This is a genomic window from Pantoea sp. X-Soil-ISGK-355 (assembly GCF_059730805.1).
The window spans coordinates 24,467-50,016 of sequence record NZ_AP035971.1; the positions used below are offsets into that span (position 1 = coordinate 24,467).

The following is a 25,550-nucleotide window of genomic DNA, read 5'->3' on the forward strand; positions in this document are numbered from 1 at the left end:
AGCGTGAGGGAGAACAGTCGATGCTGCTGGAAATGAAAAACATCACCAAGCGTTTCGGTGCTGTGAAAGCGCTGAATGATGTCAGCCTGCAACTTGAGGCAGGTGAAGTGATGTCGCTGTGCGGTGAGAATGGATCGGGCAAATCGACGCTGATGAAAATCCTGTGCGGACTCTATCCGCACGGTGATTTTGAAGGGAAGATTCACTTCTCTGGCGACGAGATTCAGGCGCAGACCATTCGCGACACCGAACGTAAAGGCATTGTGATTATTCATCAGGAGCTGGCGCTGGTGCGGCAACTCACCGTGATGGAGAACATCTTCCTTGGTGCTGAACTGAGCCGTTTCGGCATGGTGGATGATGAAACCATGACCCTGCGCTGCCAGCAGCTGCTGGCGCGGGTCGGGCTGAACGTCTCTCCCGCGACCCGGGTCGGTGAGTTAGGCCTGGGCCAGCAGCAGCTGGTAGAGATCGCCCGCGCCCTCAACAAACAGGTCCGGCTATTGATTCTGGATGAGCCGACCTCATCGCTGACGGAGCAGGAGACGGATGTGCTGCTGGGTATCATCCGTAATCTGCGTGAACACGGCATCGCCTGCATCTACATCTCACACAAGCTGTATGAGGTAAAGGCGATCTCTGACACCATCTGCGTGATCCGTGACGGCCAGCATATCGCGACCCGTCCGGCGGCGGGTCTGAGCGAAGATGACATCATCACCATGATGGTCGGACGCGAGCTGACCGCGCTCTATCCTCACGCGCCGCATCAGGTTGGCGATGTGATACTGAAAGTCGATAACCTCACCGCCTGGCATCCGGTTAACCGCCACATCCGCCGCGTTAACAATGTCTCGTTCACGCTCAGACGCGGTGAGATTCTGGGTATCGCCGGGCTGGTGGGCGCAGGCAGGACCGAAACGGTGCAGTGTCTGTTTGGCGTCTGGCCAGGACGCTGGCAGGGTGATATCTGGATCAATGGCCAGCAGGTCAGCATCACCGATTGCCGCGCTGCCATTGCGCACGGTATCGCGATGGTGCCTGAAGATCGCAAAAAGGATGGCATCGTGCCGCTGATGGCGGTGGGCAAAAATATCACCCTGGCGGCGCTGGACCAGTTCAGCCACCGACTCTCAACGCTGGATGAAGCGCAGGAGCAGCAGGCGATCAACGACGCGATCACCCGCCTGCGGGTGAAAACCTCCTCATCAGAACTGCCGATTGGCCGGTTAAGCGGCGGCAACCAGCAGAAAGCCATTCTGGCGAAATGTCTGCTGCTCAATCCAAAAATCCTGATCCTCGATGAACCGACGCGCGGCATTGATGTGGGCGCACGTCAGGAGATCTACCTGCTGATCAATGCGCTGGTTCAGCAGGGTATCGCGGTGATTGTGATTTCCTCTGAGCTGCCGGAAGTGCTGGGCCTGAGCGATCGGGTGCTGGTGATGCATGAAGGGCAGATCAAAGCCGACTTGATTAACGATAACCTGACTCAGGAGCAGGTGATGGAAGCTGCCCTGCGGAGTGAACATTATGCTTAAAAGTGAACGTACCCAAAGCCGCCTCTCCGGCACGCCGGGCAAACCCTCACCGGGCAGGTTCACGCTGCCCAATCTGCAGGTTCTGGTGATGCTGGGCGCGATTGTGGTGATTGCGCTGTTCTTTACCTGGACCACCGACGGCGCGTGGCTCAGTGCGCGTAACGTTTCTAACCTGCTGCGTCAGACCGCCATTACCGGCATCCTGGCGGTGGGCATGGTGTTTGTGATTATCTCGGCGGAGATCGACCTGTCAGTCGGCTCCATGATGGGGTTACTGGGCGGCGCGGCGGCGATATTCGACGTCTGGCTCGGCTGGCCGTTGCCCCTGACCATCGTGGTGACGCTGGTGATGGGGCTATTGCTCGGTACCTGGAATGGCTGGTGGGTGGCCTACCGTAAAGTGCCGTCGTTTATCGTCACGCTGGCGGGAATGCTGGCGTTCCGCGGCATTCTGGTCGGAATTACCGACGGCACTACGGTTGCGCCCATCACGCCGGGCATGTCGCAGATTGGACAGAGTTATCTGCCGGGCGGCGTCGGTTTCGGTTTTGGCGTTGCCGGGCTGGCGCTGTTTATGCTGTGGCAGTGGCGTCTGCGTCTGCGTCGTCAGCAGCTCGGACTGCCGCAGGGCCCAGCCAGCAGCACCGTAGGGCGTCAGGCGATCACCGCCATCTTAGTGCTCGGTGCTATCTGGTTGCTCAACGACTATCGCGGCGTACCGACGCCGGTGTTACTGCTGGCCGTACTGTTGCTGGCGGGCATGTTCATGGCCACCCGCACCGCATTTGGCCGTCGTATCTACGCCATCGGGGGCAACATTGATGCTGCGCGGCTGTCAGGCATTAACGTAACGCGCACCAAACTGGCGGTGTTTGCCATCAACGGTGTGATGGTGGCGATTGCCGGGCTGATCCTGAGTTCAAGGCTGGGCGCCGGTTCGCCATCGGCGGGTAACATCGCAGAACTCGACGCGATTGCCGCCTGCGTGATCGGCGGCACCAGCCTGGCGGGTGGTGTGGGGTCGGTGGCGGGCGCGGTAATGGGTGCCTTTATCATGGCCTCGCTGGATAACGGCATGAGCATGATGGATGTGCCGACTTTCTGGCAGTACATCGTTAAAGGCGCGATTCTGCTGCTGGCGGTGTGGATGGATACCGCAACGCGGCGTCGGGTGTAATCGCGCGGGCGATCACATTGTGGCGCAAACAATTTTTTTGCCCCTTTCAGCCGTGTTATGCAATGCGCTGAGGATTTAAGGGAACGCGCCACCATGCATGATAAACGCTATCGCATTACACTGCTGTTTAACGCCAATAAAGTGTATGACCGCCAGGTTGTTGAGGGCGTCGGAGAGTATCTGCAGGCGTCGCAGACTGACTGGGATATCTTCATTGAAGAAGATTTCCGCTGTCGCATCGACAATATCCGTGAGTGGCTGGGCGATGGCGTGATCGCCGATTATGACGATCGCTCCATCGAAAGCCTGCTGTCGAATGTCTCTGTGCCGATTGTCGGCGTTGGCGGTTCTTACCATCGGCAGGAGGATTATCCACCCGTGCATTACATCGCCACGGATAACGCCGCACTGGTGGAGAAAGCCTTTCTGCATCTGAAAGAGAAGGGCATTAACCGCTTTGCCTTTTATGGTTTACCGGCCTCCAGTGGCAAGCGCTGGGCACAGGAGCGGGAACAGGCGTTCCGTCAGCTGGTGGGGCGCGAGCGTTATCAGGGCGTAGTCTATCAGGGCATGGAAACCGCGCCGGAAAACTGGCAGCACGCCCAGAACCGTCTCGCCGACTGGCTGCAGACGCTGCCGCCGCAAACCGGCATTATCGCCGTCACGGATTCACGGGCGCGACACCTGCTTCAGGCGTGCGAACATCTGAAAATACCGGTGCCGGAGAAGCTTACGGTGATCGGGATTGATAATGAGGAGCTGACCCGCTATCTGTCACGCGTGGCGCTCTCGTCCGTTGCACAGGGCTCACGACAGATGGGCTATCAGGCGGCCAAACTGCTGCATCGGCTGCTGGATAAGCAGCCCCTGCCACTACAGCGCATTCTGGTGCCGCCCGTAAAAGTCATCGCCCGGCGCTCGACTGACTTCCGTTCTCTGCGCGATCCGGCAGTGATTCAGGCGATGCACTACATCCGTTTCAACGCCTGTAAGGGGATTAAAGTGGAGCAGGTGCTGGATGCGGTCGGGCTGTCACGCTCTAATCTTGAAAAACGCTTCAGGGATGAGACCGGCGACACCCTTCATGCAATGATCCATCGCGAAAAGCTGGAAAAAGCCCGCGAACTGCTGGCTTCCTCGTCGCTCAACATCAACGAGATCTCGCAGATGTGCGGCTATCCTTCGTTGCAATACTTCTACTCAGTCTTCCGCAAAAGCTACGACACCACGCCGAAAGAATATCGGCAGCACTTTGGGGAAAACCTGCTTTAACGACAGACCGGAGTAAAGAACGCCCGGGTTTTCATGTAATGGGCAGGATGAAAATTATATTTCATCCTGATGCCTCGCTGTCAGTTCAGAGGCCATCTTCGCAGGCTTAATCTGCCAGCCGGAACGGCCCAGCCTCATTAGATTTAGAGCTTAAAAATCAGCATTTAAGGCAGAGGGCTGGCGGGATATTTTATCAGTCCCAGACGGACCGCTTCAGACGATATTTCTTCTGTCATCAGGTATTTACCCTTGATGGAAAAACCTCATCGCCCGGGTTATCTTTTACCTCATTGATTAATATGATCTTTATTAAGGATTATCACTCAGCAAGTTTATAATTTTTTCCAACCTGCCTCACACTTTCGAAAGAATTAATCCAAATTTACCCATTTAGAAAATATATTTCACGGGTGTCTGCTCGCTGAAATTTCTGAACCTCTGACCTGTCACGCCTCCTGTTACTGAACCGATGCGGTTCAGGCAGTAGAGAAAAGGAGCCTGTAAAAATGGAAACCCGGCAAAAACGTTACAACATGAAATATGTCATGCTCTGTTGCACCGTCGCCGCTTTTGGTGGCCTGCTGATGGGCTATGACTCGTCGATTATCTCTGGCGCTATTGAGCCGCTTAGTGACTATTTCCAGCTGACCCCGGCAGAAACCGGCTGGGCAGTGTCTAATATCCTGCTTGGCAGTCTGGTTGGCTGCTTTATTGCGCCAAAGCTGAGCGATAAATTTGGCCGCAAAAAATCGCTCGCTATCACGGCGCTATTGTTTACTGCCTCGGTGGTGGGGACTGCCATCGCCCATAACTTCTTCACCTTTGTCGCCTTTCGTATTCTTGGCGGATTAGCCATTGGGCTGGCCTCGGTGATCTCGCCAATCTATCTGGCGGAGCTTTCACCGTCGAAGTATCGCGGTCGCACCAGCGCGCTCTATGCGGTGTGCTGCGTCGGTGGGCAATCAGTGGTTCTGCTCACCAACTACTATATTAATAAATCGATGCTGCCAGAGATGATGGTCGATACAGGCTGGCGCTATATCCTGGCAACCGCGCTGGTGCCCTGTGCGCTGTTTATCTTTTTCATTGCTTTTATACCGGAATCACCGCGCTGGAACGTTCTGAAAGGCAAAGACAAAGAAGCACTGGATACGCTGAGCAAAATCTCTGACCCGGTCCATGCCCGCACCGTTTTCAATGAAATTAAACACTCTTTCTCTGATGAGGCGGCGACTCGCCATAAATCCCGATTCCGCCTGAACAAAACCACGGTGCCGTTGCTCATCATTGGTGTCGGACTGGCCGTCGGCAATCAGATTAGCGGCATCAATGTGATTCAGTATTTCGGGCCAACGTTGTTGAAAAATGTGTCCGGCAGCACGGATTCGGCGCTGCTCCAGACCTTCTGGCTTTCCGTATGTCAGTTTGCGGGTGTGCTGATGGGTATGGCGCTGATTGATAAAGTCGGGCGCCGTAAGCTGTTACTGCTGGGGGCGATTACCTCTGCCGTTTTCCTTGCCTATACCTTTATTGCTTTCTATTACCGTTTGCCCGGCTTGCTGGCGGTGGTGGGACTGTTTGCCTATATGGTTTTCTTTGGCATGACCTGGGGACAGATTGTCTGGACCGTATTGGGCGAGCTGTTTCCGACAGAAATCCGCTCAATCTGTGTCGGCATCTCCATTTGCGCCATGTCGATGGCCAATTTTGTCATCAGCACCACATTCCCGATTCTGAACAGTAATGCTTTTCTGCTTGAGATTTTCCACGGTGGCTTCCCGCTGTTACTGTTTGCGCTTTTTTCACTGGCTATGTACTTCTTCACTTTCCGCTATCTGCCGGAAACGGCTGGGATGCCGCTGGAGAAAATTCACGCGCGTGTGCTGGAGAAGTTTAATGTCGACCCGCGTGAGGCGGGCGAACGGACAGATGCACCGGTCAGTGAGACGCGATCATAAAGAAGAGGGCAGTCTGTGGGGGCTCGCTCACCCCACCCGCTGCTCACTCTGTTCCAGCACCGCCAGCGCCAGCCCGTTAGCCGGGTCAATACGGGTTTCCGGGAAGTGCAGCTGAGTGTGCGCGGCGGTGAAGGCCAGCGCGTTGCCGTGTGCAGTATCGCGCACCGCCTTGCAGAAGCGCTCACTGACGTTCCACGGACAATCAATGATGATGGTGGCGGGATTGAGCAGCAGCATAATCTGACTCAGCGCCGCGCCAAGATAGCCACCCGCCTGCGTCATCACCTCATCCACCACGCGCGGAGCGCTGTCGCGGTTCTGCCAGCTCAGGCCCGGCTGACGCTGCGCCAGCTGCTGATTCACCGTGGGCTTGCTGACCAGCGCTTCCAGACACCCCCGGCGGCCGCAGCTGCAGCGTGGCCCTTCAGGCTGGACAACCAGATGTCCTGCTTCGCCCGCCGTCCAGCTATGTCCGGTAAATACCTGCCCCTGTTGTACCAGAGCGCCGCCAATCCCCTCGGAAATACGCAGATAAAAATGACCGCTCTCCGGCGATAATCCACTTTGCTCGACAGCCAGTAGCGCAGCAGCTTTAACATTATTCATAATGAGGATGGGCAGACGGACGTGCTTGCGCAACGTGGTCAGCAGGTCAACATCCTGCCATTCCAGCGGCAATGAAATATGCATCCAGCCGCGCCGGGGATCGACGATGCCGGGGAAGCCAAGGCCAATACCGAGCAGGTCGGGATAACGTTCTGTGAGTTCCCGGCACAGCATAGCCAGTTCAGCCAGCAGGCGAGTCGGGTGACTGGTATCGGTGCGCAGCGTCGCTTCTGCCAGCACCTGTGAAAAGTAGTCGCAGACGCGCCAGTGGATTACGTTGCGTTCCACCATGACGCCTGCGCTCTTAAGCTTTTCCGGCCGCAGGGTGATCCCGATTTTAGGCCGTCCGGCTGCTGCGGCGCTGACCGGCCCCAGTTCCTCTATCAGACCCTGCTCCAGCAGGTCATCAATGATTAATGAGACCGTGTTTTTGCTGAGGGTCAGCGCCTCCGCAAGATCCTGACGGGACGTCACGCGCAGCTTACGCAGCTGAGCCATCACCCGTTTCTGGTTATTGAGTCGCAATAGTGCGGGGCCTTTGCCGTTCGTTTTCATCACGGATTCACCCAACAGAGGAGTTAGAATTGAGTGTATCAGCCCCGGCGTATTCTTCATGCCACACTTTTGCGGGCTGTTTCACACAACCCGATCGGATGTGGCTGAGATCGTGACGGCGATCAGATCGCCGGATTAACGCCGGGTTTTCTACTGTACCGGCGGCCTCATTAGCGCAATGACCCGGCGTAGCCTCTGTTTAATACTCGTCGCCGCGCACCCGACTGCGATAGCTTTCCCAGTCGAAACGCACCCACAGGCTGTTGCCCAGGCGCATACGGTCCATGACGCGCTCGCCCAGCAGCGCATTCATGCCTGCATGGTCGAGGTTGGATAACATGCCGGTCGGGCGTTTCGATGAAGAACGGCGATCGACAATCTGGTTGATAATCACTTTTTCGTAGCGTGACTCGCTCTGCATACCGATCTCATCAATCACCAGCAGATCAACACTGCTGAGATCCTGAATCAGTCGCTCTTCGGTAATGCCGCTGCTGCCACTGAAGGTGCCCTTCATGCTCGACATCAGATCGGCGACCGTCACGATCAGCACGCTTTTACCGCGCAGGATCAGGTCATTACCAATCGCAGCGGCCAGGTGGTTTTTACCGGTGCCAGGACGCCCGGAAAAGACAAAACTGGCGATGCTGCCATCAAACTCAGCGGCGTACTGACGTGCCAGCTCCAGCGCTTTGCGCTGTCCCTCGTTCTCGACCCGGTAATTATCAAACGAGCAGTTCATGTGCAGCTCGCGAATGCCGGAACGGCCCATCACGCGCTGCATCTTCATTGCGCGGTTCTCACGCACAATGGCCTCTGACCGCAGACGACCCTGCTCCTGATTCCACGCCAGCAGCTCTTCGCCATTGGCAAATTTAGGACGGGTGCCCGCAGGCATCATTCTTTTCAGACGGTTAAAGAGATCATCTGGCGTTTTCATCATTCACCTCGGAAACCATCGGGAATGGTACGGTCTGGATCAGGCAACTGCGTGATATCACGCTTCGGTTGCCCGCCGTTTGCGGCGCGGTTCATCTGAATGCTGCGCGCCAGCTTCTGTTGCCACTGCACATGATGGAACATCCGGCCTTCCGCCTGCCAGTAGGCCACAAAGGCCGCCAGCTCGCCGGGCGTCACCGGTTCACTCAGCGCCACGCCCCAGATGGCGGCCTGACGCGTAAAGTCGGCATCCGGCTGCCAGCCCGGATACATGACAAATTTACCTGCTGGCGTGTGGATTGCGGCGGGCGCATCGTCATAGAGGCTGTCATCCAGTGCGACATCATTCGGCTGACGGGCGGCGGCTTCCAGCGCCAGCAGTTCAGCCAGACGCGCCGGCGTGATGGCGTACATCACCGGCGCATAATTATCTAACACCGCCAGCGTGCCCTTTTCCGCCTGCTGCAGGGCAGTCAGCGGATCCTGTCGGAAGGCATCCAGGCCAATGAGCGTTGAAGTTAAGATTTTAGCTGACATGAAAAGACCTGAGGTTAACGAACACCTTGCGCCGGGAACCCGTCGCCGACGCAGAAGTGTTTATTGTACCTTTTTTAATGATGCGGATCGCTTAAAAAGGGCCGTAAGCAAAGAGCCAGATAGCGATGTGATGATGACTACCACCAATAACCTGATTATCAACCGGATGACCGGGTTGTCGCACAAGAAATGGCTGAAGTGCTGCCAGTGTCAAATCAGGGAATTTAACGGAGATACAGGCTGGGAAGGTAACAGAGCAAAAGGTCGATCATTAAGTGCATCAGAGAATCCTGTACGTCCTCCAGCTCAGGATTCTGGTGCACGGCAAACGGCGGATAAGATTGCTGCCTGAGCATGCTTTAGTGGCAGACAGGAGCCTGATATTTGGGTTAAGTCATGAATGAGGTATGATGCGCTTACTTTATAGCCACAAAGTTCATGAGGGATTATGACTGAAGGATTTTTTTTGTATCACCTGGATAAAACCACTTGCGGCGGACGGATTCTAAGCGGTGCATCTGATGACACCTACATCATCGGCGGCATTGAGCGTCAGCAAGTACGGACGGGCGATCCGGTGACATGCGGTAAGCATGAAGGACGCTTTCGCGTCTGTGGCGGTATGGGGGACACCTATGAGGTGAACGGTGTCCTGAAGGAGTGGGCGGGTTCACTTCACAGTTACAGCTCCTGTCCCTGTCGTGCCCGGTTTATTCCCTCTGTCAGCACACACACTTACGAGATCGACAGCAATGCCGGCCGTGCGGCCGAACGGGCTGAAGCTGCGGAGAGAAAAGCACAGCAGTCTGAGCCTGAACAGCGTGCACAGGCAGCGAAGAAGAAACGGGAAATCACGCTCACCATCGGTGTGTTTTTCGATGGGACGGGCAACAATGCGAATAACAGCGGCGACCGGCAGGCCGCTTGTTCCGGTGAACATTTTGGGATGAATGATGCGGAGGCTACGTCTGGATTAGAGCAGTGCCTGAGACTGAATCGTGGAGTCAGCGGTACTGCAGCTGGAAGCTATCTGGGATATTACAGCAACATATACTGGCTTAATACGCTGTATAGCCCGGATGTGAGGCCCGATACGGGAACCGGTCAGTATGCCATTTATATCGAAGGTATCGGTACGGAGGACGGCACGGGCGACAGCACTTACGGGATGGGTACCGGCCGGGGCGATACCGGTGTAGTGAGAAAAACAGATAAAGCTGTTGCCATACTGGCTGCCGCTATTCAAGGGTATTTCAACAGACACGCCGCTGCGCGAACCTGTGTCATCAAAGAGCTGCAGTTTGATATTTTTGGCTTCAGCCGTGGAGCCGCAGCGGCGCGGCATTTTGCCAACCGGATATTCAGCCAGGACAGCACCATTGTCTCGGCAATTAAGATCGGGCTGGGTGATGTTGAGTTCTCTGGCACGCCCGGCGGTAAAACCCGATTTCTGGGAATATTTGATACCGTAGCTGCCATCGGAACGCCAGTCAATGGCCTAAACCCGCACAGTGCAGATACGGGTGAGGTTAACCTGGTGCTGCGTCCGGGCGTGGCGGAAAAGGTATTTCATATCACCGCGCAACACGAATGCCGGTTTAACTTTGCGCTAAACAGCCTCAAACCGGCATGGCCGGAGCTGGCTCTGCCGGGTGCGCACTCAGACATTGGCGGAGGTTACAACCCGGAGGAACGCGAAGCCTGTTTCCTTACCCGGCCGGAGTTTGAAACCGTACCACTCTCTACTCCCGATACAGAAACGCGGATTTATCAGCAGACCTGCGCGCAGCTTAAAACGATGGATGGCTATCCAGCGATAGCGCCGCTGCTGAATGCAGTGAAGGTAAGTGCAGATGTCTGGCATGACGACAGAATGCCAGCCGATCGCTACGGAATACTACAAAAGCGCAGTGGTGCGGCGCTGGTTATTGACAGGCTAACACGTAACGACTGGTCGAAGGTGGTGCTACGGGTGATGCTTGATGCGGCACAGGATGCCGGTGTGGTGTTTGAGCCTGTCGATGAGACTAATCCTGATTTCGCGCTGGGGGCAGAAATGAACGCATTGAGTGAAAAAGCAATTGTCATGGGACGTGCAGTCCGGAATAGTCAATCTGTACAGGGCTTTACAACTTCCGAAATCCTGATGCTGGCCGAAAAATATATTCACTGTTCAGCCAACTGGAACGGTGTGGTGAGGAATAATCAGGGAATGATCAGTGGTGCAGTCAGACCGGCAAAGCTTGTGACCTTTACTAACCGGCCAGACGAGCGCTGGCAGCGTACGGTTTACGATATGGAAGGAAATAAAATATGGAAATAAAAGGCATGGCAGGGCTTTTTACCATTCTCGCATTGACTGGTTGTCAGGGAGAAGCACACACAACTGGTGCTCCTCAGAACGATGAGCCGACAGAATGGACCTTTGATTTTTTCACCCCAAAAGCACTACCGGCATTGGTGACGTACGCAGTAGTTCAGGACGCCGATGATAAAGTTTATGAATTTAATACCCTGAACCGTACATCTGCTCTGCCAGGGGTTATCGGACAGTGGAATGACAATGATCGTGCTTCTGGTGGCTACTGGAATCACGTTGAGCATCCGCCAAGGCATATTATTTTCTGCTGGGACTCGATTATCGATAAAAAGGTGTACCAGACCACTCTGACTATACCTAAACCCGTACTGGATAAAATGATCAGGCCGGCTGAGCAGAAAGACTATTGGGGGAGAACGGCATATTACAACAGAGTACAGATTGGTCTGGCTCCCGAGGGAAAGGTAGCTGTCTGGCTGCAGGGGATCAATGCGGAGCCTAACTATCGCATCACGCCGTCAGTCCTGAAAACTTTATCGGGGGATAAACTGGATATCTGTAAAGGGATAACCAAACATCCAAATGGATATAAATACTATGGAGACACGCCTGCCTTTATCAAGGGAAAAAAATACCCTTACGGTAAATGGTAATCATAACGTTAAGCTCTAAAGGATTTCCTCAGAATTCTTTAGAGCATACCTGTGAATTAAAAAGCATCAATACAAGAACGGTTTATAATCAGGAATTGCCAAAATCTCCTTTCCCTGGTCGGATCGCCAAAAAAAGCACGACCGCGGTCAGTGAGAGGTTATCGGAGACGTAGTATGACGGGCAGCGGCGGGTTGGGTCGCACTGACAGCGGCGATCGGACGGGTCTGCCATAAATAGCGCACCGAGGCGAGCCAGCAGAGGCTGTATCCCAGAAGCTCGGTCCCCTCTTCGGCCATGTTTTTCACCACGCGGTTGTAATCGCCCAGCATCAGGTGCTGCCACAACGCATGAATACCAAACAGTCGTGAGAAGACCAGCACCACTAAAAAGCCGGAGGCCATCACCGGCCAGCTGCGGTGTTGCAGCAGCCTGGCCAGCGCATGCAGGGTTTTTTTCGGCGTCCGCAGCGCGACGGCCAGGCAACCGGCCGTCACCGCCAGGGCGAACCAGATCCAGCTGCCATGCTGGATGGCATCAAACACAAAGTCGAGCTCACGGATCAGCATACAGCTATAGAAGCCCGCCACTAAGGTCAGCGCGCCGCGCTGAGCCGGACGGCGCTGGGCCGCAATAAAGAACAGGGCGGCAATCACCGCCAGCATGATTTCCTGGGTGGTTTCAGTAAAAGAAGTTTCGTGCAGCGCATCATTCATCCAGGCCACATCAATATAGATGGGCAATATCATCAGAGCGAGGAAGAGTGCTGCCAGTATGAAGACCGTCATTTCACGGCCAATAATAGTCAAATCGTTGCGCATTTTGTTACCAGTATAATGATTAGCGGACTCATTATATTTTAAACGCCCGATTCTCTTTCTCTTTTCATGCCCCGCTAGAAGCTGGCGCTAAAGCCAAAGGTGTAAAGTTGCTGCTCGTCGTTGTTCAGCGCTTCGCTTTGTGAAAATGACGCGAAAGCCGCCAGTTTATCGTTCAGTGGCATTTGTGCACCGATGCTTAAATCAATACCGTCAGACTGATCCGAGCCATTCGCCGCCTCGCGCCGGGGGGTCTGCGGCGTATCCGCCATCAGATAGTGGTAACTCAGTTGCGCCCAGGGCGATATCCATCCCTGCTGCGAATCAATGCGCCATCCGACGCTGGCGCTCTGCTCACGGCTCTGCTGATCGCTGTAGTCACATTGCAGACAGTTCATCTGCTGGGGATCGACCGCATACTGCGCCACCGGACCGGTGGTGAATGACGGCGCAATCGGCAGGTTAACGCCCGCCCGATAGCGTTTACCCAGCGGCGTAGTGCCTACGCTACCGGTTTCACTGTGCAGAGCGATGGGGGAAGCAGTGGGAGAATTAATCGCAGCTTCAAACAGGGCGCGGCTCTCATCGCTGAAAGCAAGTGGCGTCAGGGCGATCTTCTCCGCCAGAATTGTGTCGTAGTCGGGCAGAAAGTCAGCATGCTGAGGCGCAGAAATGCCGCCGCGGGCAAACGTCGGTTGCGTTAACATTAACAGCCCTACAGCACAGCAGGTCCGCAGACCTTTCCAACCGCTTCTCGGCAACATCGCATCTCCAGGCCAGGCTGAAGTTATTATCCGGCGTCTTAATGAATTTTTCGGGCCGTCTCTGTTATTTAACCGGTGATCGTTTAACTATCAACCGATTAATTCTAAGATCAAGCGGACCGCTAAAATATTCTCGTTATAAAGGAACAAAACGATGCAACGATGTGGCTGGGTAACGCAGGATCCCCTCTATCTGGCGTATCACGACAGGGAATGGGGTGTGGCGCAGAGAGACACGCGTGCACTGTTTGAGATGCTCTGTCTGGAAGGACAGCAGGCGGGATTATCATGGATTACCGTGCTGAAAAAGCGTGAAAATTATCGGGCAGCGTTTCATCAGTTTGATCCGCAGGCTATTGCGCAGATGGATGCTGCCGACATCGACGCGCTGATGCTCAACAGCGGCATTATCCGCCACCCTGGCAAAATCGCCGCCATTATCGCTAACGCTCGCGCTTTTATTGAGATGAAAGCGAAAGGCGAGCATTTCAGCGACTTCGTCTGGCAGTTTGTCGATAACGTGCAAATTGTTCACCATTATCCTGATTACAGTCAGGCACCCACCACGTCAGAGCAGGCTATTGCGCTCTCGAAGGCGCTGAAGCAGCGTGGTTTCAAATTCATCGGCCCTACAATTTGCTACTCCTTTATGCAGGCCTGTGGGCTGATAAACGATCATCAGAGCAACTGTTTTTGCCATCCTGCCAATCAAAAGGCGTGATTCCCGGTAAATCAGGATTTTTCCGCACTACATTCTCTGTCACCAGACGGCATAATCGTGCCACTTATGGGAAAGGTTTTCCCCTGTGTGTCAAATGTAAGGGAACAAAAATGCAGAAGAAATTAATCGCCATCACCTTGTTATTAAGCGGCAGTCTGGCCCTGCCAGGTTGTACCACCAATCCTTACACTGGCGAATCTCAGGCGGGTAAGTCAGGCGTGGGCGCGGGCCTTGGCGCATTAGTCGGTGCCGGTGTTGGCGTGCTCTCATCGTCGAAGAAAGATCGTCGTAAAGGTGCGCTGATTGGTGCCGCAGGCGGCGCGGCCCTGGGCGGTGGCGTGGGTTACTACATGGACGTGCAGGAAGCGAAACTGCGTGACAAGATGCGCGGGACCGGCGTCAGCGTGACCCGCAACGGCGATAACATCGTCCTGAATATGCCAAACAATGTCACCTTCGACTCCAGCAGCAGTAATCTGAAACCTGCCGGTGCCAACACTCTGACCGGTGTTTCAATGGTGCTGAAAGAGTATCCGAAAACCGCGGTAAACGTCGTGGGTTACACCGACAGTACTGGCAGTCGCGCGCTGAACATGCGTCTGTCACAGCAGCGTGCTGAAAGTGTTGCCAGTGCGTTAATCGGACAGGGTGTTGCCAGCGATCGCCTGCGCACACAGGGTGCAGGCCCGGATAACCCGGTTGCCACCAACAGCACCGAAGCAGGCAAAGCACAAAACCGTCGCGTTGAAATCACGCTCACCCCGCTGGGATAGTCGCGGTCGCCCCCGACCGGGGGCGCACCTTTTCTGTAAAGCATCACGTTAAAAGCACCAGTAATGTGTCTGCGGATAGAGCCAGCAGAGGCCTTATGGTAGTCTGATCAAAAATTGATCAGTGGATTTGCCCCATGTCTCTTAAAGCCATCGCTGCAGTTTTAGGTCTTTCCGTTACGACTGTCAGCCGCGCCCTTAATGGTTATCAGGATGTCGCTCAGGAGACGCGTAAACGCATTGAAGAGGAAGCGCAGCGGCGCGGCTACCGACCTAATGCGGCGGCCCGGCGGCTGAAAACCGGCCGTGCTAATGCAGTAGGGCTCGTTTATCCGGTCATTGAATCTTCGCTGAGTGGTAGCGACTTCAGCGATATGCTGCTGGCACTGGATCATCATCTTGCCCGGCATGAAATTAACCTGCTGTTGCTGGCGGATAAACAGCAGCAGAGTCACTCAACCCTGACGCGCCTGCTGCGCAGTGGGGCCGCCGATGCCCTGATCGTCGGCCATACCACGCCAGATGACAGCCGACTGAATGCGCTAATGCAGACCAGTTTTCGCTTTCTGGCGCTGGGCCGCAGCGATCTGCCAGCCACCTATGCCTGGTTTGATGTTGATCACCTTGCCGGTTCACAACTGGCGGTGGGCTGGTCGCTGGCGCAGGGACGGCAGCGGATAGCCTGGCTCGGCAGCAATGAAAACAGCACGCGGGTACGTGACCGGCGTCAGGGTTATCTGACGGCGCTGGGTGACGTTGCGCCTTATGCGATGGCGGCAGTCGCACCGTCGCGCCGTGCAGGTTATCACCAGACGCGTGAGTGGCTGGCAGAGGACCCCGCGCCGGAAGTGATTATCACCGACTGCGCTGCGCTGGCTGAAGGCGCAGCCCTGGCGCTGCAGCAGGCTGGTCGGGCGGCGGGCGAGGACGCCATTCTGCTCGCAGGCTGGGAAGGATTACCGCGTGATGCGATTCTCGATCATCCCATTGCTGCGATTCGGCAGGCAACGCCGCATCAGGCCGGCAAACAGGTGGCTGACATGGTTATCAGGCTGATCAATGGCGCTCCGCCGGAAACGTTACAGACCCTGTGGCAACCCTGGCTGCAATTACCGGCCTAGCACTTTTTGCGCCGGGCTTCGCTTGTGCTAGTCTCTGCCGGGTTTCTTATTTCGCAGGATATCTCATGAAAATCAGGCCGCCTCGCGCCACCATCAGCGATGTTGCTCACGCGGCACGAACCGGTAAAACCAGCGTTTCACGCTATCTCAATGGCGAGCTGCATCTGCTCTCTGCCGACTTAAAAGCGCGGATTGAACAGGCCATTGCGGATCTCAGCTACCGTCCGAGTCAGATGGCGCGCGGCCTGAAGCGCGGACGTACCCGCCTGATCGGGCTGATTATCGCCGACATTACTAATCCTTATTCCGTCGATGTGATGAGCGGCATTGAAGCTGCGTGCCGGGAGCAGGGCTTCACGCTGTTGATGTGTAACACCAACAACGAAGTGGATCTGGAGCAGCACTATCTGCAACTGCTGAGCAGCTATCAGGTTGAGGGCATCGTGGTTAATGCGGTCGGCATGCGTGAAGAGGTGCTCAGCCATCTGCAACAATCCCTGCTGCCGATGGTGCTGATTGATCGCAAAATCCCCGACTTTCCCTGCGATGTGGTGGGCCTGAACAATGCCGAAGCGGCCGAGACGGCCACACGCCATCTGGTCGACAATGGCTATGACGCGCTGCTGTTTCTCAGCGAGCCCCTGGGCAGCGTGAATACACGACGCGAGCGTCTGCAGGCTTTCCGCCAGCTGCTGGCGGCGCATCCGCAGGTTGAGCATGAAAATGCGGAAGTGCCGCTGCACCAGCCCGCCGCACTGGACCAGGCGCTTCAGGCCTTTCAGCAGCGTCACACCGGCAAACGCTGCGCGGTGATGGTGGCCAACGGCGCGCTGACGCTGCAGGTGGCGCGATCGCTGCAGCGGCTCAATCTGCACTGGGGCCGTGATATCGGCCTGCTCGGTTTTGACGAACTTGAGTGGGCGGCGCTGGCGGGTGTCGGCATTACCACGCTGAAACAGCCGACCTGGCAGATTGGTTTCAGTGCGCTGGAGCGATTGATTGCGCGCATCGAGGGCAGTGAACTGCCTGTTGCGGAGCAGGTCTTCTCGGGTGAATTGATTGTTCGTGGCTCCAGCCAGCCTCTTGGCTGAATTTCAGATTTAACCTTCTGTTTACATGCTCGCTTCGTGAGCACGATCATAATTTCACAGTTTGCTGCTTTGCTTTGGAACCGGTTCCATTTAGGGTTTTTCTATTCGTTATGGGCAGACCTCTGCCATGGAGTAGAACATGAAACCTGACATTATCGTGGTGACCGCCGCTTATGGCCACACGCAGATCGCCGCACTCGGCGGTCAGGCTGCGCTGCTGCCAGTCATCCGGCAGGCGGGTGCTGACGGGGTCGAAATCCGCCGCGAACTGCTTGATGATGCGGCGCTGGCCGATCTGCCGGCGCTGGCCAGGGCGATAGCGGAGCATCAGCTGCATGCCAGCTATTCAGTGCCGGATACGCTGTTTTGTGACGGCGGCGAAATCAATCCACGCATAACCCACTACGTTGAAGAGGCACGCCAGCTAAACGCTCAGCGGCTGAAAGTGGCGCTGGGAGACTTTACGGGTGCGCTGCCTCGCGAAACGTTGCAGGCGCTGCTGGCGGATCTGCCGTTTCAACTGACCGTGGAAAACGACCAGACCGAACATGGCCGACTGGCACCGTCCGTCGCGTTTTTCACGGCGGTGCGCGAAGCCGATCTGCCAATTAGCATGACCTTTGATATGGGTAACTGGTGCTGGACCGGCGAGGATGCCGATCAGGCAGCGACGCAGCTGGCCGCGCAGGTGGGCTATGTGCATGTTAAAGCCGCCGTGCCGCATCAGGATAGCTTCCGGGCGATTGCGCTGGATGAGGCTGATGACCACTGGCGCACGCTGCTGCAACAGCTGCCCGCCCGCGCGCCGCGCGGTATTGAATTTCCGCTGGAAGGCGACGATCTGACTGCGGTGACGCGCCACTACGTGTCGCTGCTGCGTAACGTGTAAGGAACAGATATGACGCACACTAATCATCACAACGGTCCACTCGATGTTGTCACCATCGGCGAGGCGATGGCAATGTTTATCGCCCGCGAGACCGGCGATCTGGCCGCAGCAGAGACCTTTGTTAAACGCGCGGCGGGTGCAGAACTCAATGTGGCGACCGGCCTGGCACGTCTTGGCCTGAAAGTGGGCTGGGTCAGTCGTATCGGCGATGACGCTTTTGGCCGGTTTATCTGCCAGCAACTGGAAAAAGAGGGTATCGATTACACCCGGGTGACGGTCGATAAGCGCTATCCCACCGGATTTCAGCTCAAATCCAAAGTCGATGACGGTTCCGATCCGCTGGTGGAATATTTCCGTAAAGGCTCGGCTGCCAGCCATCTGTCGGTCGATGATTTTGACGCGGACTATTTCGGCGCGGCGCGCCATCTGCACCTCAGCGGTGTGGCGGCAGCGCTGTCAGAAAGCTCATTAGACCTGCTGAAGCACACCGCCAAAGAGATGCGGGCACGCGGCAAAACCATCTCGTTTGATCCGAACCTGCGGCCGGTGCTGTGGCGCAGCGAAGAGGAGATGCGTAAGCAGCTCAATCTGCTGGCGGAATATGCCGACTGGGTGCTGCCGGGCGAAAAAGAGGGGCTGATTCTGACCGGTTATCGTCAGCCGGAAGCGATCGCAGATTTCTATCTCGACAGGGGGGTGAAAGCCGTCGTGATTAAAACCGGTTGTGACGGTGCCTGGTATAAAACCGCGCAGGGCGAACAGGGCCAGGTTGCGGCGGTCAAGGTCGATAACGTGGTGGATACCGTGGGTGCCGGTGATGGCTTTGCCGTTGGCGTCATCAGCTCGCTGCTGGAAGGTCAGTCGCTGCCGCAGGCGATTCGCCGCGGTAACAAGATTGGTTCGATGGCAATTCAGGTCATTGGTGACAGCGAAGGTCTGCCGACGCGTCAGCAACTGGGCGACGTGTAGTTCGCGCCCCTCTACAGTCACAGGAGTTCCCGATGAAAAAGCAGACAATCGCGCCAAAACGCTGGTGGTTCATCATGCCCATCGTGTTTATCACCTACAGCCTGGCGTATCTCGATCGTGCAAATTTTAGCTTCGCTTCTGCTGCCGGGATTAACGACGATCTCGGCATCACCAAAGGCATGTCCTCGCTGCTCGGCGCGCTGTTCTTCCTGGGTTACTTCTTCTTCCAGATCCCCGGGGCCATTTACGCCGAACGCCGCAGCGTTAAGAAACTGATTTTCGTTTGTCTCATCCTGTGGGGCGGCTGTGCCTCGCTGACCGGCGTGGTCAGCAACATTCCGATGCTGGCCGCGATTCGCTTTGTTCTGGGCGTCGTGGAGGCCGCCGTGATGCCCGCGATGCTGATCTATATCAGCAACTGGTTCACCAAATCGGAACGTTCGCGCGCCAACACCTTCCTCATCCTGGGTAATCCGGTCACGGTACTGTGGATGTCGGTGGTGTCGGGCTATCTGATTGAATCCTTTGGCTGGCGCGAGATGTTTATCTTCGAAGGCATTCCGGCGGTGGTCTGGGCGATTGCCTGGTGGTTCCTTGTGCAGGATAAACCGGCACAGGCGCGCTGGATGAGTGATGCCGAAAAAGCGGCATTGCAGGCTGAATTGCAGAAAGAGCAGGAAAATATCAAAGCGGTGCGTAACTACGGCGAAGCGTTCCGTAACCGCAACGTCATCCTTCTCTGCCTGCAGTACTTTGCCTGGAGCATCGGCGTGTATGGCTTTGTACTGTGGCTGCCGTCGATTCTGCGCAACGGTACGCAGATGGGCATGGTAGAAGCAGGCTGGCTCTCAGCGGTGCCGTATCTGGCGGCGACCATTGCGATGGTGGTGGTCTCCTGGGCGTCGGACAAAACCCAGAATCGTAAGCTGTTCGTCTGGCCGCTGCTACTGATTGGCGCGCTGGCATTCCTTGGCTCGTATCTGGTGGGATCGACGAATTTCTGGATGTCCTACACCCTGTTAGTGATTGCCGGTGCCGCGATGTATGCGCCTTACGGACCGTTCTTCGCCATTATTCCTGAGATGCTGCCACGTAATGTCGCCGGGGGCGCGATGGCGCTGATCAACAGTATGGGTGCGCTGGGGTCGTTCATCGGTTCATGGATTGTCGGCTATCTTAATGGAGCCACCGGCAGCCCGTCCGCGTCCTACATCTTTATGGGATCGGCCCTGCTGGTTTCGGTGTGGCTGACGCTGATTGTGAAACCGGCACAGAATAAAGCCCCGCCGCTGCAGGGTGCCAAACCGGCCTGAAAGCGTAAACGCTAGAGAGTGCTGATTCATAAGCGCCCAGGGCTTAGTCAGCACATTAAAAGCGTAATCGTTAATCTCTGTTTCTCCGGGCGGCCTGCAAGCCGCCCGCTACTTATTGAACGGGAGCCACCGAATGAAACCCGCTGTAATTCTTTATAAAAAACTACCTGACGATCTCTATGCACGCCTGTCTGAACAGTGTGACGTGACGGAAATCAGCGATCTCTCGCCGGAAAGCCAGCAGCAGCATGCTGCGGTGTTTCAGCAGGCAGAAGGGCTGCTGGGATCGGGGGGTAAGGTGAATGGCGAGCTGCTGGCGAAAATGCCCAATCTGCGCGTCTGCTCCAGTGTTTCTGTGGGCTATGACAATTTCGATGTTGATGCACTGAATCAGCGTCACGTGGTGCTGATGCACACGCCAACCGTGCTGACCGAAACCGTGGCGGACACCATGATGGCGCTGGTGCTGAGCACGGCGCGCCGGGTGCCGGAACTGGATACCTGGGTTAAAGCGGGCAACTGGCAGAAGAGCATCGGACCGGCGCAGTTCGGCATCGACGTGCACCATAAAACGCTGGGTATTCTCGGCATGGGACGTATCGGGATGGCGCTGGCGCAGCGCGCCCACTTTGGCTTCGGCATGAAAATCCTCTACAACGCCCGCCGCGAACATGAAGAGGCGCAGTCGCGCTTTGGCGCGCAGCGCTGTGAACTGGAAGCATTGCTGAAGCAGAGTGATTTCGTCTGCATCAGCCTGCCGCTGACCGAAGAGACGCATCATCTGATCGGCGCCGCCGAACTGGAACTGATGAAGCCGGATGCGGTGCTGATCAACGCCGGTCGCGGGCCGGTGGTGGATGAGCAGGCGCTCATCGCCGCATTGCAGGCGGGCAGGCTGTACGCTGCCGGGCTGGATGTGTTTGAGCAGGAACCGGTCTCAGCCGACTCTCCGCTGCTGTCGCTGCCCAACGTGGTGACGCTGCCGCACATCGGTTCCGCCACGCACGAAACCCGTTACGGCATGATGCAGGATGCGGTAGAAAATCTCATTGCCGCACTCGGCGGCAGCGTTGAGAAAAACTGCGTGAACCCGCAGGCACTGAAGTAATCCCTCGCCTTTCCATTGCGCCCGCCATCGGCGGGCGTTATGGTGAACCCCCGATTCGCTATCACAAATATTTAACCGTTATGTCCTTTTCTCAGTTCGGCGACAAATTTACCCAACATTCCGGCATCTCACGTCTGATGGAAGATATGGGCGCGGGCCTGCGCACGCCTGGCACCATCATGCTGGGTGGCGGCAATCCGGCGCAAATTCCGGCCATGAACGACTATTTTCAGCAACTGCTGCAGCAGATGCATGAGGAGGGCAAACTCAGCGAGGCGCTGTGCAATTATGACGGTCCGCGTGGCAAAGCGACGCTGCTGGCGTCACTGGCGGGACTGCTGAGTGAACAGCTCGGCTGGCCGATTACCGCAGAGAACATCGCGCTGACTAACGGCAGCCAGAGCGCCTTCTTCTATCTGTTTAATCTGTACGCTGGTCGCCGGGCCGATGGCAGCAAAAAGCGGGTACTGTTCCCACTGGCGCCTGAGTATCTTGGCTATGCGGATGCCGGTCTGGAAGAGGATCTGTTTGTCTCGGCGAAGCCGAACATTGAGCTGCTGCCGGAAGGTCAGTTTAAATATCATGTCGATTTCGAGCATCTGCCGATGAACGATGATGTCGGGTTAATCTGCGTCTCGCGCCCGACCAACCCCACCGGCAATGTGATCACTGATGATGAGCTGATGCAGCTCGATGCGCTGGCACAGCAGCATGACGTTCCGCTGTTGATCGACAACGCCTATGGCGTGCCGTTTCCCGGCATCATCTTCAGTGAGGTGCGCCCGCTGTGGAATCCCAACATCATTCTCTGCATGAGCCTGTCGAAGCTCGGCCTGCCGGGTGCACGTTGCGGCATTATTATCGCGGATGAGAAGACCATTACTGCGCTGAGCAACATGAACGGCATCATCAGCCTGGCGCCAGGCAGCATCGGTCCGGCCATCGCCAATGAGATGATCCGTCGCGGCGATCTGTTGCGGCTCTCCGAAGAGGTGATTAAGCCGTTCTATCAGCAGAAGGTGCAGCAGACCATCGCGATCCTGCGGCGCTATCTGCCGGAAGAGCGCTGCCTGATCCACAAGCCGGAAGGGGCGATTTTCCTCTGGCTCTGGTTCCGCGATCTACCGATCACCACTGAATTGCTTTATCAGCGGCTTAAAGCGCGTGGCGTACTGATGGTGCCGGGCCACTTCTTCTTCCCGGGACTGGAACAGGCATGGCCGCATACCCATCAATGTATGCGGATGAACTACGTGCCGGATGCAGAGAACATCGAGCGGGCAGTGCAGATTCTGGCGGAAGAGGTTGAGATCGCCTGGCGCGACAGTTAATCCTGCTCTTCCTGTGAATCGGTTAACGACAGCTGGCACCACTGTGCCAGCTGCTGAATCGCCTGTTCCACCTCCGCATTCCAGCCGAAACCGGCATTCAGCCGGAAACAGTGATCGTAACGCTGATCGGTGGCAAAAATGTGGCCCGGCGCAATCCCGATGCCCGCATTGCGCGCTTTCAGAAACAGCTCGCGCACGTTCAGCGCCGCTCGTGGCATTTCCACCCACAGCACATAGCCTCCTTCCGGATCGGACACCCGCGTGCCTGCCGGAAATTCCCGTAGCACCGACTGACGCATTTCGCGGATTTGCCGCGCCAGTTCGCGCCGCAGCTTGCGCAGGTGAGCATCGTAGCCGCCGTTACGTAGCAGCTCCGCTACTGCCGCCTGTGACAGCACTGAGGTGCCCATCGTAGAGGTATATTTCAGTGAGGCGATTTTGCGCATGTAATTGACGCTGTGAACCCAGCCAATGCGAATGCCCGGAGCCACGGTTTTAGAGAAGCCGCTGCAGAGAATGGCGTTGGGGCTGAAGGCGCGCATCGGGAAGGGACGACGCTCACCAAAGGCGGTATCGCCAAAAATATCATCCTCGATGATCACCACATCGTTTTCATCCGCCTGCCGCGCAATATAGGCTTTATGCTCGTTGGGAATGCTCTTGCCCAGCGGATTATTGACGTTGCACAGGGTGAGAAAGACCCGCACCGCCTTGCGCTTAAACAGGCCGGTCAGCTTCGCCACATTCACATACCCTTCTGGCCCGGCTTCCACTTCAATCACCCGTAAATTGAGGTTATGCAGCATCTGCAGCAGCACGAAATAGCAGGGTGACTCTACTGCGACCACATCCCCCGGCTGGGTGGTGGCGCGCAGCGACAGCGAGATTGCCTCGATGCAGCCGTTGGTGATCAGGATATCGTCGGCGCTGATATTGCAGCCGTAATCGACCGCGCGGCGGGCAATCTCCGTTTTCAGCGGCGCATAGCCGGTGCCCTTGACCGTATTGCCGAGCAGGGCTGGTTTGCTGTAACCCATCTGGCGCATCAGCAGGCCGATGCGTTTGACCGGATAGAGCGCGCTGTCACCGTTAGCCAGATCGAGGCGCACCCGGCAGTCTGAGCCGAGCATCGCCAGATGCAGTTCTGTCTGCTCATCCAGCGGCGCGATGGCGCGCGGCTGTTCGCTGACAGCGGGCAACTGACGCGAAGCGGGGCGTTGCGAGGCAACAAAAAAGCCCGATTTAGGGCGGGCGACGGCGTAACGCTCATCTTCCAGCGTGCGCAGTGTTTTCAGGGCGGTGGTGAGGCTGACATTGTACTGCGTCGCCAGCGTCCGCACCGACGGCAGACGGCTGTCGGGAGCCAGCGAACCGGCGTGAATGGCCTGCTTGATCTGTTCTGCTATCTGGCGGTAACGACTGCTCTGACTCTCCTGTTCCCCGACAACATCGGCCATCTGTTCCACCCCATATCGCGCTGATCTGTGCATATTCAACAGAGTACATTCAAAGTACTTTAGGCTGCATCTCTTAATTATTCATGATGCTGAACGGCACGGCGACCCCGCCAGCCACCGGGCTTCAGGCCATAAAGCGATTCTGTTCACCTGAGGGAAATGCGAGAAATGAATAATCTGCCCACCATGATGAAGGAGATTGAAGCCTATCTGTCGCCCGCGATCATGGAGTCGGCTCAGCGCTGCTCCGCCCGCCTGCTTGCGGTGTTACCGGATAAGCTGCAACTGCAGAACAACCGTGTGCTGCTCGCCTATGGCGGCGGAAAAGACAGCAGCTACATGGTGGCTTACGTGCGATACATTCAGGGCCTGATCTGGCAGCAGCAGGGCAGCACGTTCTCTCTTCGGGTCAGTACCAACCGCCACGCGGCGATGAATCAGAGCGTGATGGAGAATATCCACCGCGTTTATCAGGCGCTGGCGATGCACGACGATGAACGGGCGGAATGTCTGGTGGTGGATGGCATGCTGATCCGGCCGTTTGCCCGCGACCTGCCGATGCCGGAGAGCGTGCGGCAGCAGAACCGCCATGATGTGCTGATGAATGGACACCGCTTTCGCGCTGATGGGCGCTCGACCTTCTGCAACGCCTGTAATCTCAGCATGGTGAACTCCTTTGGCCTGGCGGCTGACTACAATGGCGGCGTGGATCTGATTATCACCGGCGACTCGCCGCAGGAGCAGGCTGCCTACGTTGCCTGGGCGCGGCACCTTTCACGGCTGTTTGATGCGCACGTCGCCAATAAAAGTCGCGGCTTCAGTGGCTTTCTCCAGACGCTGGACGGCGTGGCTGAGCGCTACTTCTCTGACGTTTACGGTGCCGATCAACTGACACCCGCACACCGCATTACCCACCAGCTGGCGCGCGATCCGCTATTTTTCAACATCTATCAGGACACCGCCTATGAAGCGGGCGCGCACTGGGCGCTGCTCAGCGAATTTATGCGTTTCCGTTTTGATGAACTGATGTTCAGCTTTTCTGAGTCCGACTGCGGTAATCCGACGCTGATGGCTCACCTGCGCGGACTGCGGGCGGAAACGCTGTTGCAGCGTAACTATGCCGAAGGGATCCGTGAATATGTGCGCTTTGCGCTGGGGCTGATGGTGAAGAAAGATTTTCCGCCACAGCTGATTGATGAGATGGCGGCACGTTATCAGGATGACGACGCCATCCACCAGCAGCGGCAGCGTGCGGCGGACTTCGCCCTGCAGGCGTTTGATCTTAGTGAAGATCAGCTGATCTGCATGATCTGCTCACCCTTCCTGGCGCAGGGAGAGCAGCTCGGACAGTGGCTGTCGCAGCAGCAGATTGCGCTGGATGAAACAGCCATTCGCGACCTGCTTGAGCAGCGCAGTGAGGATCTCGCGCTGGCACAGCAGTTAACGCAGCTCTCCGGCCTGACGCTGAAGCAGATGCGGCACTGCTGGCAGAGTAAGCCGGTCAGTTCGCTGCTTGAGGGCAAAAGCCGCGATCCGCTGTCGCGCGTACTGCGTTTCGATCCCCATAAAGCGGTGATTCAGGTCAATAACGGTGTACTGAATGACATCGTGACAGAAATCATTTCCGGGCGTTAACCCGGTA

At 56.5% G+C, this 25,550-nt stretch carries 23 protein-coding genes; 17 read left to right on the plus strand and 6 right to left on the minus strand.

Annotated features, from left to right (window positions below; all coding sequences use genetic code 11):
- The first annotated feature begins 20 nt into the window (after window positions 1-20).
- The 4 genes from AC6I8J_RS00115 (at window position 21) to AC6I8J_RS00130 (ending at window position 5,948) form a co-directional block, all read left to right on the plus strand.
- Window positions 21-1,541 carry a xylose ABC transporter ATP-binding protein gene (locus AC6I8J_RS00115; protein ID WP_497824977.1) on the plus strand — a complete coding sequence of 507 codons (1,521 nt, stop codon included), beginning with the start codon at window positions 21-23 and terminating at the stop codon, window positions 1,539-1,541.
- Window positions 1,534-2,718, plus strand: a complete 1,185-nt coding sequence (xylH, locus tag AC6I8J_RS00120; RefSeq protein ID WP_497824978.1) for a xylose ABC transporter permease XylH — start codon at window positions 1,534-1,536, stop codon at window positions 2,716-2,718. The genes AC6I8J_RS00115 and xylH overlap by 8 nt, the downstream gene beginning before the upstream one ends.
- 93 nt (window positions 2,719-2,811) lie before the next feature.
- Window positions 2,812-3,990 (plus strand): D-xylose utilization transcriptional activator XylR, encoded by a 1,179-nt coding sequence (gene xylR / locus AC6I8J_RS00125; RefSeq protein ID WP_161733279.1) that lies wholly within the window; start codon window positions 2,812-2,814, stop codon window positions 3,988-3,990.
- 506 nt (window positions 3,991-4,496) lie between these two features.
- Window positions 4,497-5,948 carry a sugar porter family MFS transporter gene (locus AC6I8J_RS00130; protein WP_497824979.1) on the plus strand — a complete coding sequence of 484 codons (1,452 nt, stop codon included), beginning with the start codon at window positions 4,497-4,499 and terminating at the stop codon, window positions 5,946-5,948.
- A 27-nt stretch (window positions 5,949-5,975) separates the two neighbouring features.
- On the opposite strand, the gene AC6I8J_RS00135 is transcribed toward AC6I8J_RS00130, so the two are convergent.
- The 3 genes from AC6I8J_RS00135 to dnaT form a co-directional block, all read right to left on the minus strand.
- Window positions 5,976-7,109 (minus strand): ROK family transcriptional regulator, encoded by a 1,134-nt coding sequence (locus AC6I8J_RS00135; RefSeq protein WP_161733277.1) that lies wholly within the window; start codon window positions 7,107-7,109, stop codon window positions 5,976-5,978.
- Window positions 7,110-7,308: 199 nt separating this feature from the next.
- Window positions 7,309-8,049 carry a replicative helicase loader DnaC gene (gene dnaC / locus AC6I8J_RS00140; RefSeq protein WP_033734618.1) on the minus strand — a complete coding sequence of 247 codons (741 nt, stop codon included), beginning with the start codon at window positions 8,047-8,049 and terminating at the stop codon, window positions 7,309-7,311.
- The gene (dnaT, locus tag AC6I8J_RS00145; protein WP_135907382.1) at window positions 8,049-8,585 is read right to left on the minus strand and encodes a primosomal protein DnaT; all 537 of its coding nucleotides are present in this window, start codon (window positions 8,583-8,585) and stop codon (window positions 8,049-8,051) included. The genes dnaC and dnaT overlap by 1 nt, the downstream gene beginning before the upstream one ends.
- Between dnaT and AC6I8J_RS00150 the strand changes: the two genes are divergently transcribed.
- The 3 genes from AC6I8J_RS00150 to AC6I8J_RS00160 all read left to right on the plus strand — a co-directional run bounded on the left by AC6I8J_RS00150 (window position 8,554) and on the right by AC6I8J_RS00160 (window position 11,558).
- Entirely contained in the window at window positions 8,554-8,937 is a 384-nt protein-coding gene (locus AC6I8J_RS00150; RefSeq protein WP_253420573.1) for a hypothetical protein, read from the plus strand. The two genes, dnaT and AC6I8J_RS00150, sit on opposite strands and share 32 nt — an antisense overlap.
- A 96-nt stretch (window positions 8,938-9,033) precedes the next feature.
- Window positions 9,034-10,908: a type VI secretion system family protein gene (locus AC6I8J_RS00155; RefSeq protein ID WP_222924804.1), complete on the plus strand. Its 1,875-nt coding sequence runs from the start codon at window positions 9,034-9,036 to the stop codon at window positions 10,906-10,908.
- Window positions 10,899-11,558 (plus strand): DUF2931 family protein, encoded by a 660-nt coding sequence (locus tag AC6I8J_RS00160; RefSeq protein WP_222924803.1) that lies wholly within the window; start codon window positions 10,899-10,901, stop codon window positions 11,556-11,558. The genes AC6I8J_RS00155 and AC6I8J_RS00160 overlap by 10 nt, the downstream gene beginning before the upstream one ends.
- Window positions 11,559-11,705: 147 nt before the next feature.
- On the opposite strand, the gene AC6I8J_RS00165 is transcribed toward AC6I8J_RS00160, so the two are convergent.
- Together AC6I8J_RS00165 and AC6I8J_RS00170 are read right to left on the minus strand one after the other, a co-directional pair.
- On the minus strand, window positions 11,706-12,377 hold the full coding sequence (locus AC6I8J_RS00165) for a hypothetical protein (protein WP_222924802.1): 672 nt from the start codon (window positions 12,375-12,377) through the stop codon (window positions 11,706-11,708).
- A 74-nt stretch (window positions 12,378-12,451) separates the two neighbouring features.
- Window positions 12,452-13,081 (minus strand): autotransporter, encoded by a 630-nt coding sequence (locus tag AC6I8J_RS00170; protein ID WP_237566694.1) that lies wholly within the window; start codon window positions 13,079-13,081, stop codon window positions 12,452-12,454.
- Window positions 13,082-13,292: 211 nt separating this feature from the next.
- On the opposite strand from AC6I8J_RS00170, the gene AC6I8J_RS00175 reads away from it, so the two are divergent.
- The 9 genes from AC6I8J_RS00175 (at window position 13,293) to AC6I8J_RS00215 (ending at window position 22,451) form a co-directional block, all read left to right on the plus strand.
- Entirely contained in the window at window positions 13,293-13,859 is a 567-nt protein-coding gene (locus AC6I8J_RS00175) for a DNA-3-methyladenine glycosylase I (protein WP_285086902.1), read from the plus strand.
- A gap of 110 nt (window positions 13,860-13,969) precedes the next feature.
- Window positions 13,970-14,632, plus strand: coding sequence for an OmpA family lipoprotein (locus tag AC6I8J_RS00180; RefSeq protein ID WP_161733267.1), 663 nt, complete (start codon window positions 13,970-13,972; stop codon window positions 14,630-14,632).
- Between the two features lie 134 nt (window positions 14,633-14,766).
- On the plus strand, window positions 14,767-15,750 hold the full coding sequence (locus AC6I8J_RS00185) for a LacI family DNA-binding transcriptional regulator (protein WP_497824980.1): 984 nt from the start codon (window positions 14,767-14,769) through the stop codon (window positions 15,748-15,750).
- Between the two features lie 65 nt (window positions 15,751-15,815).
- Window positions 15,816-16,841, plus strand: coding sequence for a LacI family DNA-binding transcriptional regulator (locus AC6I8J_RS00190; protein ID WP_161733263.1), 1,026 nt, complete (start codon window positions 15,816-15,818; stop codon window positions 16,839-16,841).
- A 139-nt stretch (window positions 16,842-16,980) separates the two neighbouring features.
- On the plus strand, window positions 16,981-17,730 hold the full coding sequence (locus AC6I8J_RS00195) for a sugar phosphate isomerase/epimerase family protein (protein WP_161733257.1): 750 nt from the start codon (window positions 16,981-16,983) through the stop codon (window positions 17,728-17,730).
- Window positions 17,731-17,739: 9 nt separating this feature from the next.
- Window positions 17,740-18,699 (plus strand): sugar kinase, encoded by a 960-nt coding sequence (locus AC6I8J_RS00200; protein ID WP_497824981.1) that lies wholly within the window; start codon window positions 17,740-17,742, stop codon window positions 18,697-18,699.
- 32 nt (window positions 18,700-18,731) lie between these two features.
- Window positions 18,732-20,012, plus strand: a complete 1,281-nt coding sequence (locus AC6I8J_RS00205; RefSeq protein ID WP_150014500.1) for an MFS transporter — start codon at window positions 18,732-18,734, stop codon at window positions 20,010-20,012.
- A gap of 133 nt (window positions 20,013-20,145) precedes the next feature.
- The gene (ghrB, locus tag AC6I8J_RS00210) at window positions 20,146-21,120 is read left to right on the plus strand and encodes a glyoxylate/hydroxypyruvate reductase GhrB (protein ID WP_260059638.1); all 975 of its coding nucleotides are present in this window, start codon (window positions 20,146-20,148) and stop codon (window positions 21,118-21,120) included.
- A gap of 80 nt (window positions 21,121-21,200) precedes the next feature.
- The gene (locus AC6I8J_RS00215; RefSeq protein ID WP_161733250.1) at window positions 21,201-22,451 is read left to right on the plus strand and encodes a valine--pyruvate transaminase; all 1,251 of its coding nucleotides are present in this window, start codon (window positions 21,201-21,203) and stop codon (window positions 22,449-22,451) included.
- Here the strand turns inward: AC6I8J_RS00215 and AC6I8J_RS00220 are convergent.
- Window positions 22,448-23,908: an aminotransferase-like domain-containing protein gene (locus AC6I8J_RS00220; RefSeq protein WP_161733248.1), complete on the minus strand. Its 1,461-nt coding sequence runs from the start codon at window positions 23,906-23,908 to the stop codon at window positions 22,448-22,450. The two genes, AC6I8J_RS00215 and AC6I8J_RS00220, sit on opposite strands and share 4 nt — an antisense overlap.
- 168 nt (window positions 23,909-24,076) lie before the next feature.
- On the opposite strand from AC6I8J_RS00220, the gene AC6I8J_RS00225 reads away from it, so the two are divergent.
- The gene (locus AC6I8J_RS00225; RefSeq protein WP_285086894.1) at window positions 24,077-25,543 is read left to right on the plus strand and encodes a hypothetical protein; all 1,467 of its coding nucleotides are present in this window, start codon (window positions 24,077-24,079) and stop codon (window positions 25,541-25,543) included.
- Window positions 25,544-25,550 lie beyond the last annotated feature (7 nt).

Coding starts and splice junctions, on each gene's coding strand:
- AC6I8J_RS00115 (WP_497824977.1), top strand. CDS start 21: ATGCTGCTGGAAATGAAAAACATCACCAAGCGTTTCGGTGCTGTGAAA.
- xylH (WP_497824978.1), top strand. CDS start 1,534: ATGCTTAAAAGTGAACGTACCCAAAGCCGCCTCTCCGGCACGCCGGGC.
- xylR (WP_161733279.1), top strand. CDS start 2,812: ATGCATGATAAACGCTATCGCATTACACTGCTGTTTAACGCCAATAAA.
- AC6I8J_RS00130 (WP_497824979.1), top strand. CDS start 4,497: ATGGAAACCCGGCAAAAACGTTACAACATGAAATATGTCATGCTCTGT.
- AC6I8J_RS00135 (WP_161733277.1), bottom strand. CDS start 7,109: ATGAAAACGAACGGCAAAGGCCCCGCACTATTGCGACTCAATAACCAG.
- dnaC (WP_033734618.1), bottom strand. CDS start 8,049: ATGAAAACGCCAGATGATCTCTTTAACCGTCTGAAAAGAATGATGCCT.
- AC6I8J_RS00150 (WP_253420573.1), top strand. CDS start 8,554: ATGAGCGTTGAAGTTAAGATTTTAGCTGACATGAAAAGACCTGAGGTT.
- dnaT (WP_135907382.1), bottom strand. CDS start 8,585: ATGTCAGCTAAAATCTTAACTTCAACGCTCATTGGCCTGGATGCCTTC.
- AC6I8J_RS00155 (WP_222924804.1), top strand. CDS start 9,034: ATGACTGAAGGATTTTTTTTGTATCACCTGGATAAAACCACTTGCGGC.
- AC6I8J_RS00160 (WP_222924803.1), top strand. CDS start 10,899: ATGGAAATAAAAGGCATGGCAGGGCTTTTTACCATTCTCGCATTGACT.
- AC6I8J_RS00165 (WP_222924802.1), bottom strand. CDS start 12,377: ATGCGCAACGATTTGACTATTATTGGCCGTGAAATGACGGTCTTCATA.
- AC6I8J_RS00170 (WP_237566694.1), bottom strand. CDS start 13,081: ATGTTAACGCAACCGACGTTTGCCCGCGGCGGCATTTCTGCGCCTCAG.
- AC6I8J_RS00175 (WP_285086902.1), top strand. CDS start 13,293: ATGCAACGATGTGGCTGGGTAACGCAGGATCCCCTCTATCTGGCGTAT.
- AC6I8J_RS00180 (WP_161733267.1), top strand. CDS start 13,970: ATGCAGAAGAAATTAATCGCCATCACCTTGTTATTAAGCGGCAGTCTG.
- AC6I8J_RS00185 (WP_497824980.1), top strand. CDS start 14,767: ATGTCTCTTAAAGCCATCGCTGCAGTTTTAGGTCTTTCCGTTACGACT.
- AC6I8J_RS00190 (WP_161733263.1), top strand. CDS start 15,816: ATGAAAATCAGGCCGCCTCGCGCCACCATCAGCGATGTTGCTCACGCG.
- AC6I8J_RS00195 (WP_161733257.1), top strand. CDS start 16,981: ATGAAACCTGACATTATCGTGGTGACCGCCGCTTATGGCCACACGCAG.
- AC6I8J_RS00200 (WP_497824981.1), top strand. CDS start 17,740: ATGACGCACACTAATCATCACAACGGTCCACTCGATGTTGTCACCATC.
- AC6I8J_RS00205 (WP_150014500.1), top strand. CDS start 18,732: ATGAAAAAGCAGACAATCGCGCCAAAACGCTGGTGGTTCATCATGCCC.
- ghrB (WP_260059638.1), top strand. CDS start 20,146: ATGAAACCCGCTGTAATTCTTTATAAAAAACTACCTGACGATCTCTAT.
- AC6I8J_RS00215 (WP_161733250.1), top strand. CDS start 21,201: ATGTCCTTTTCTCAGTTCGGCGACAAATTTACCCAACATTCCGGCATC.
- AC6I8J_RS00220 (WP_161733248.1), bottom strand. CDS start 23,908: ATGGCCGATGTTGTCGGGGAACAGGAGAGTCAGAGCAGTCGTTACCGC.
- AC6I8J_RS00225 (WP_285086894.1), top strand. CDS start 24,077: ATGAATAATCTGCCCACCATGATGAAGGAGATTGAAGCCTATCTGTCG.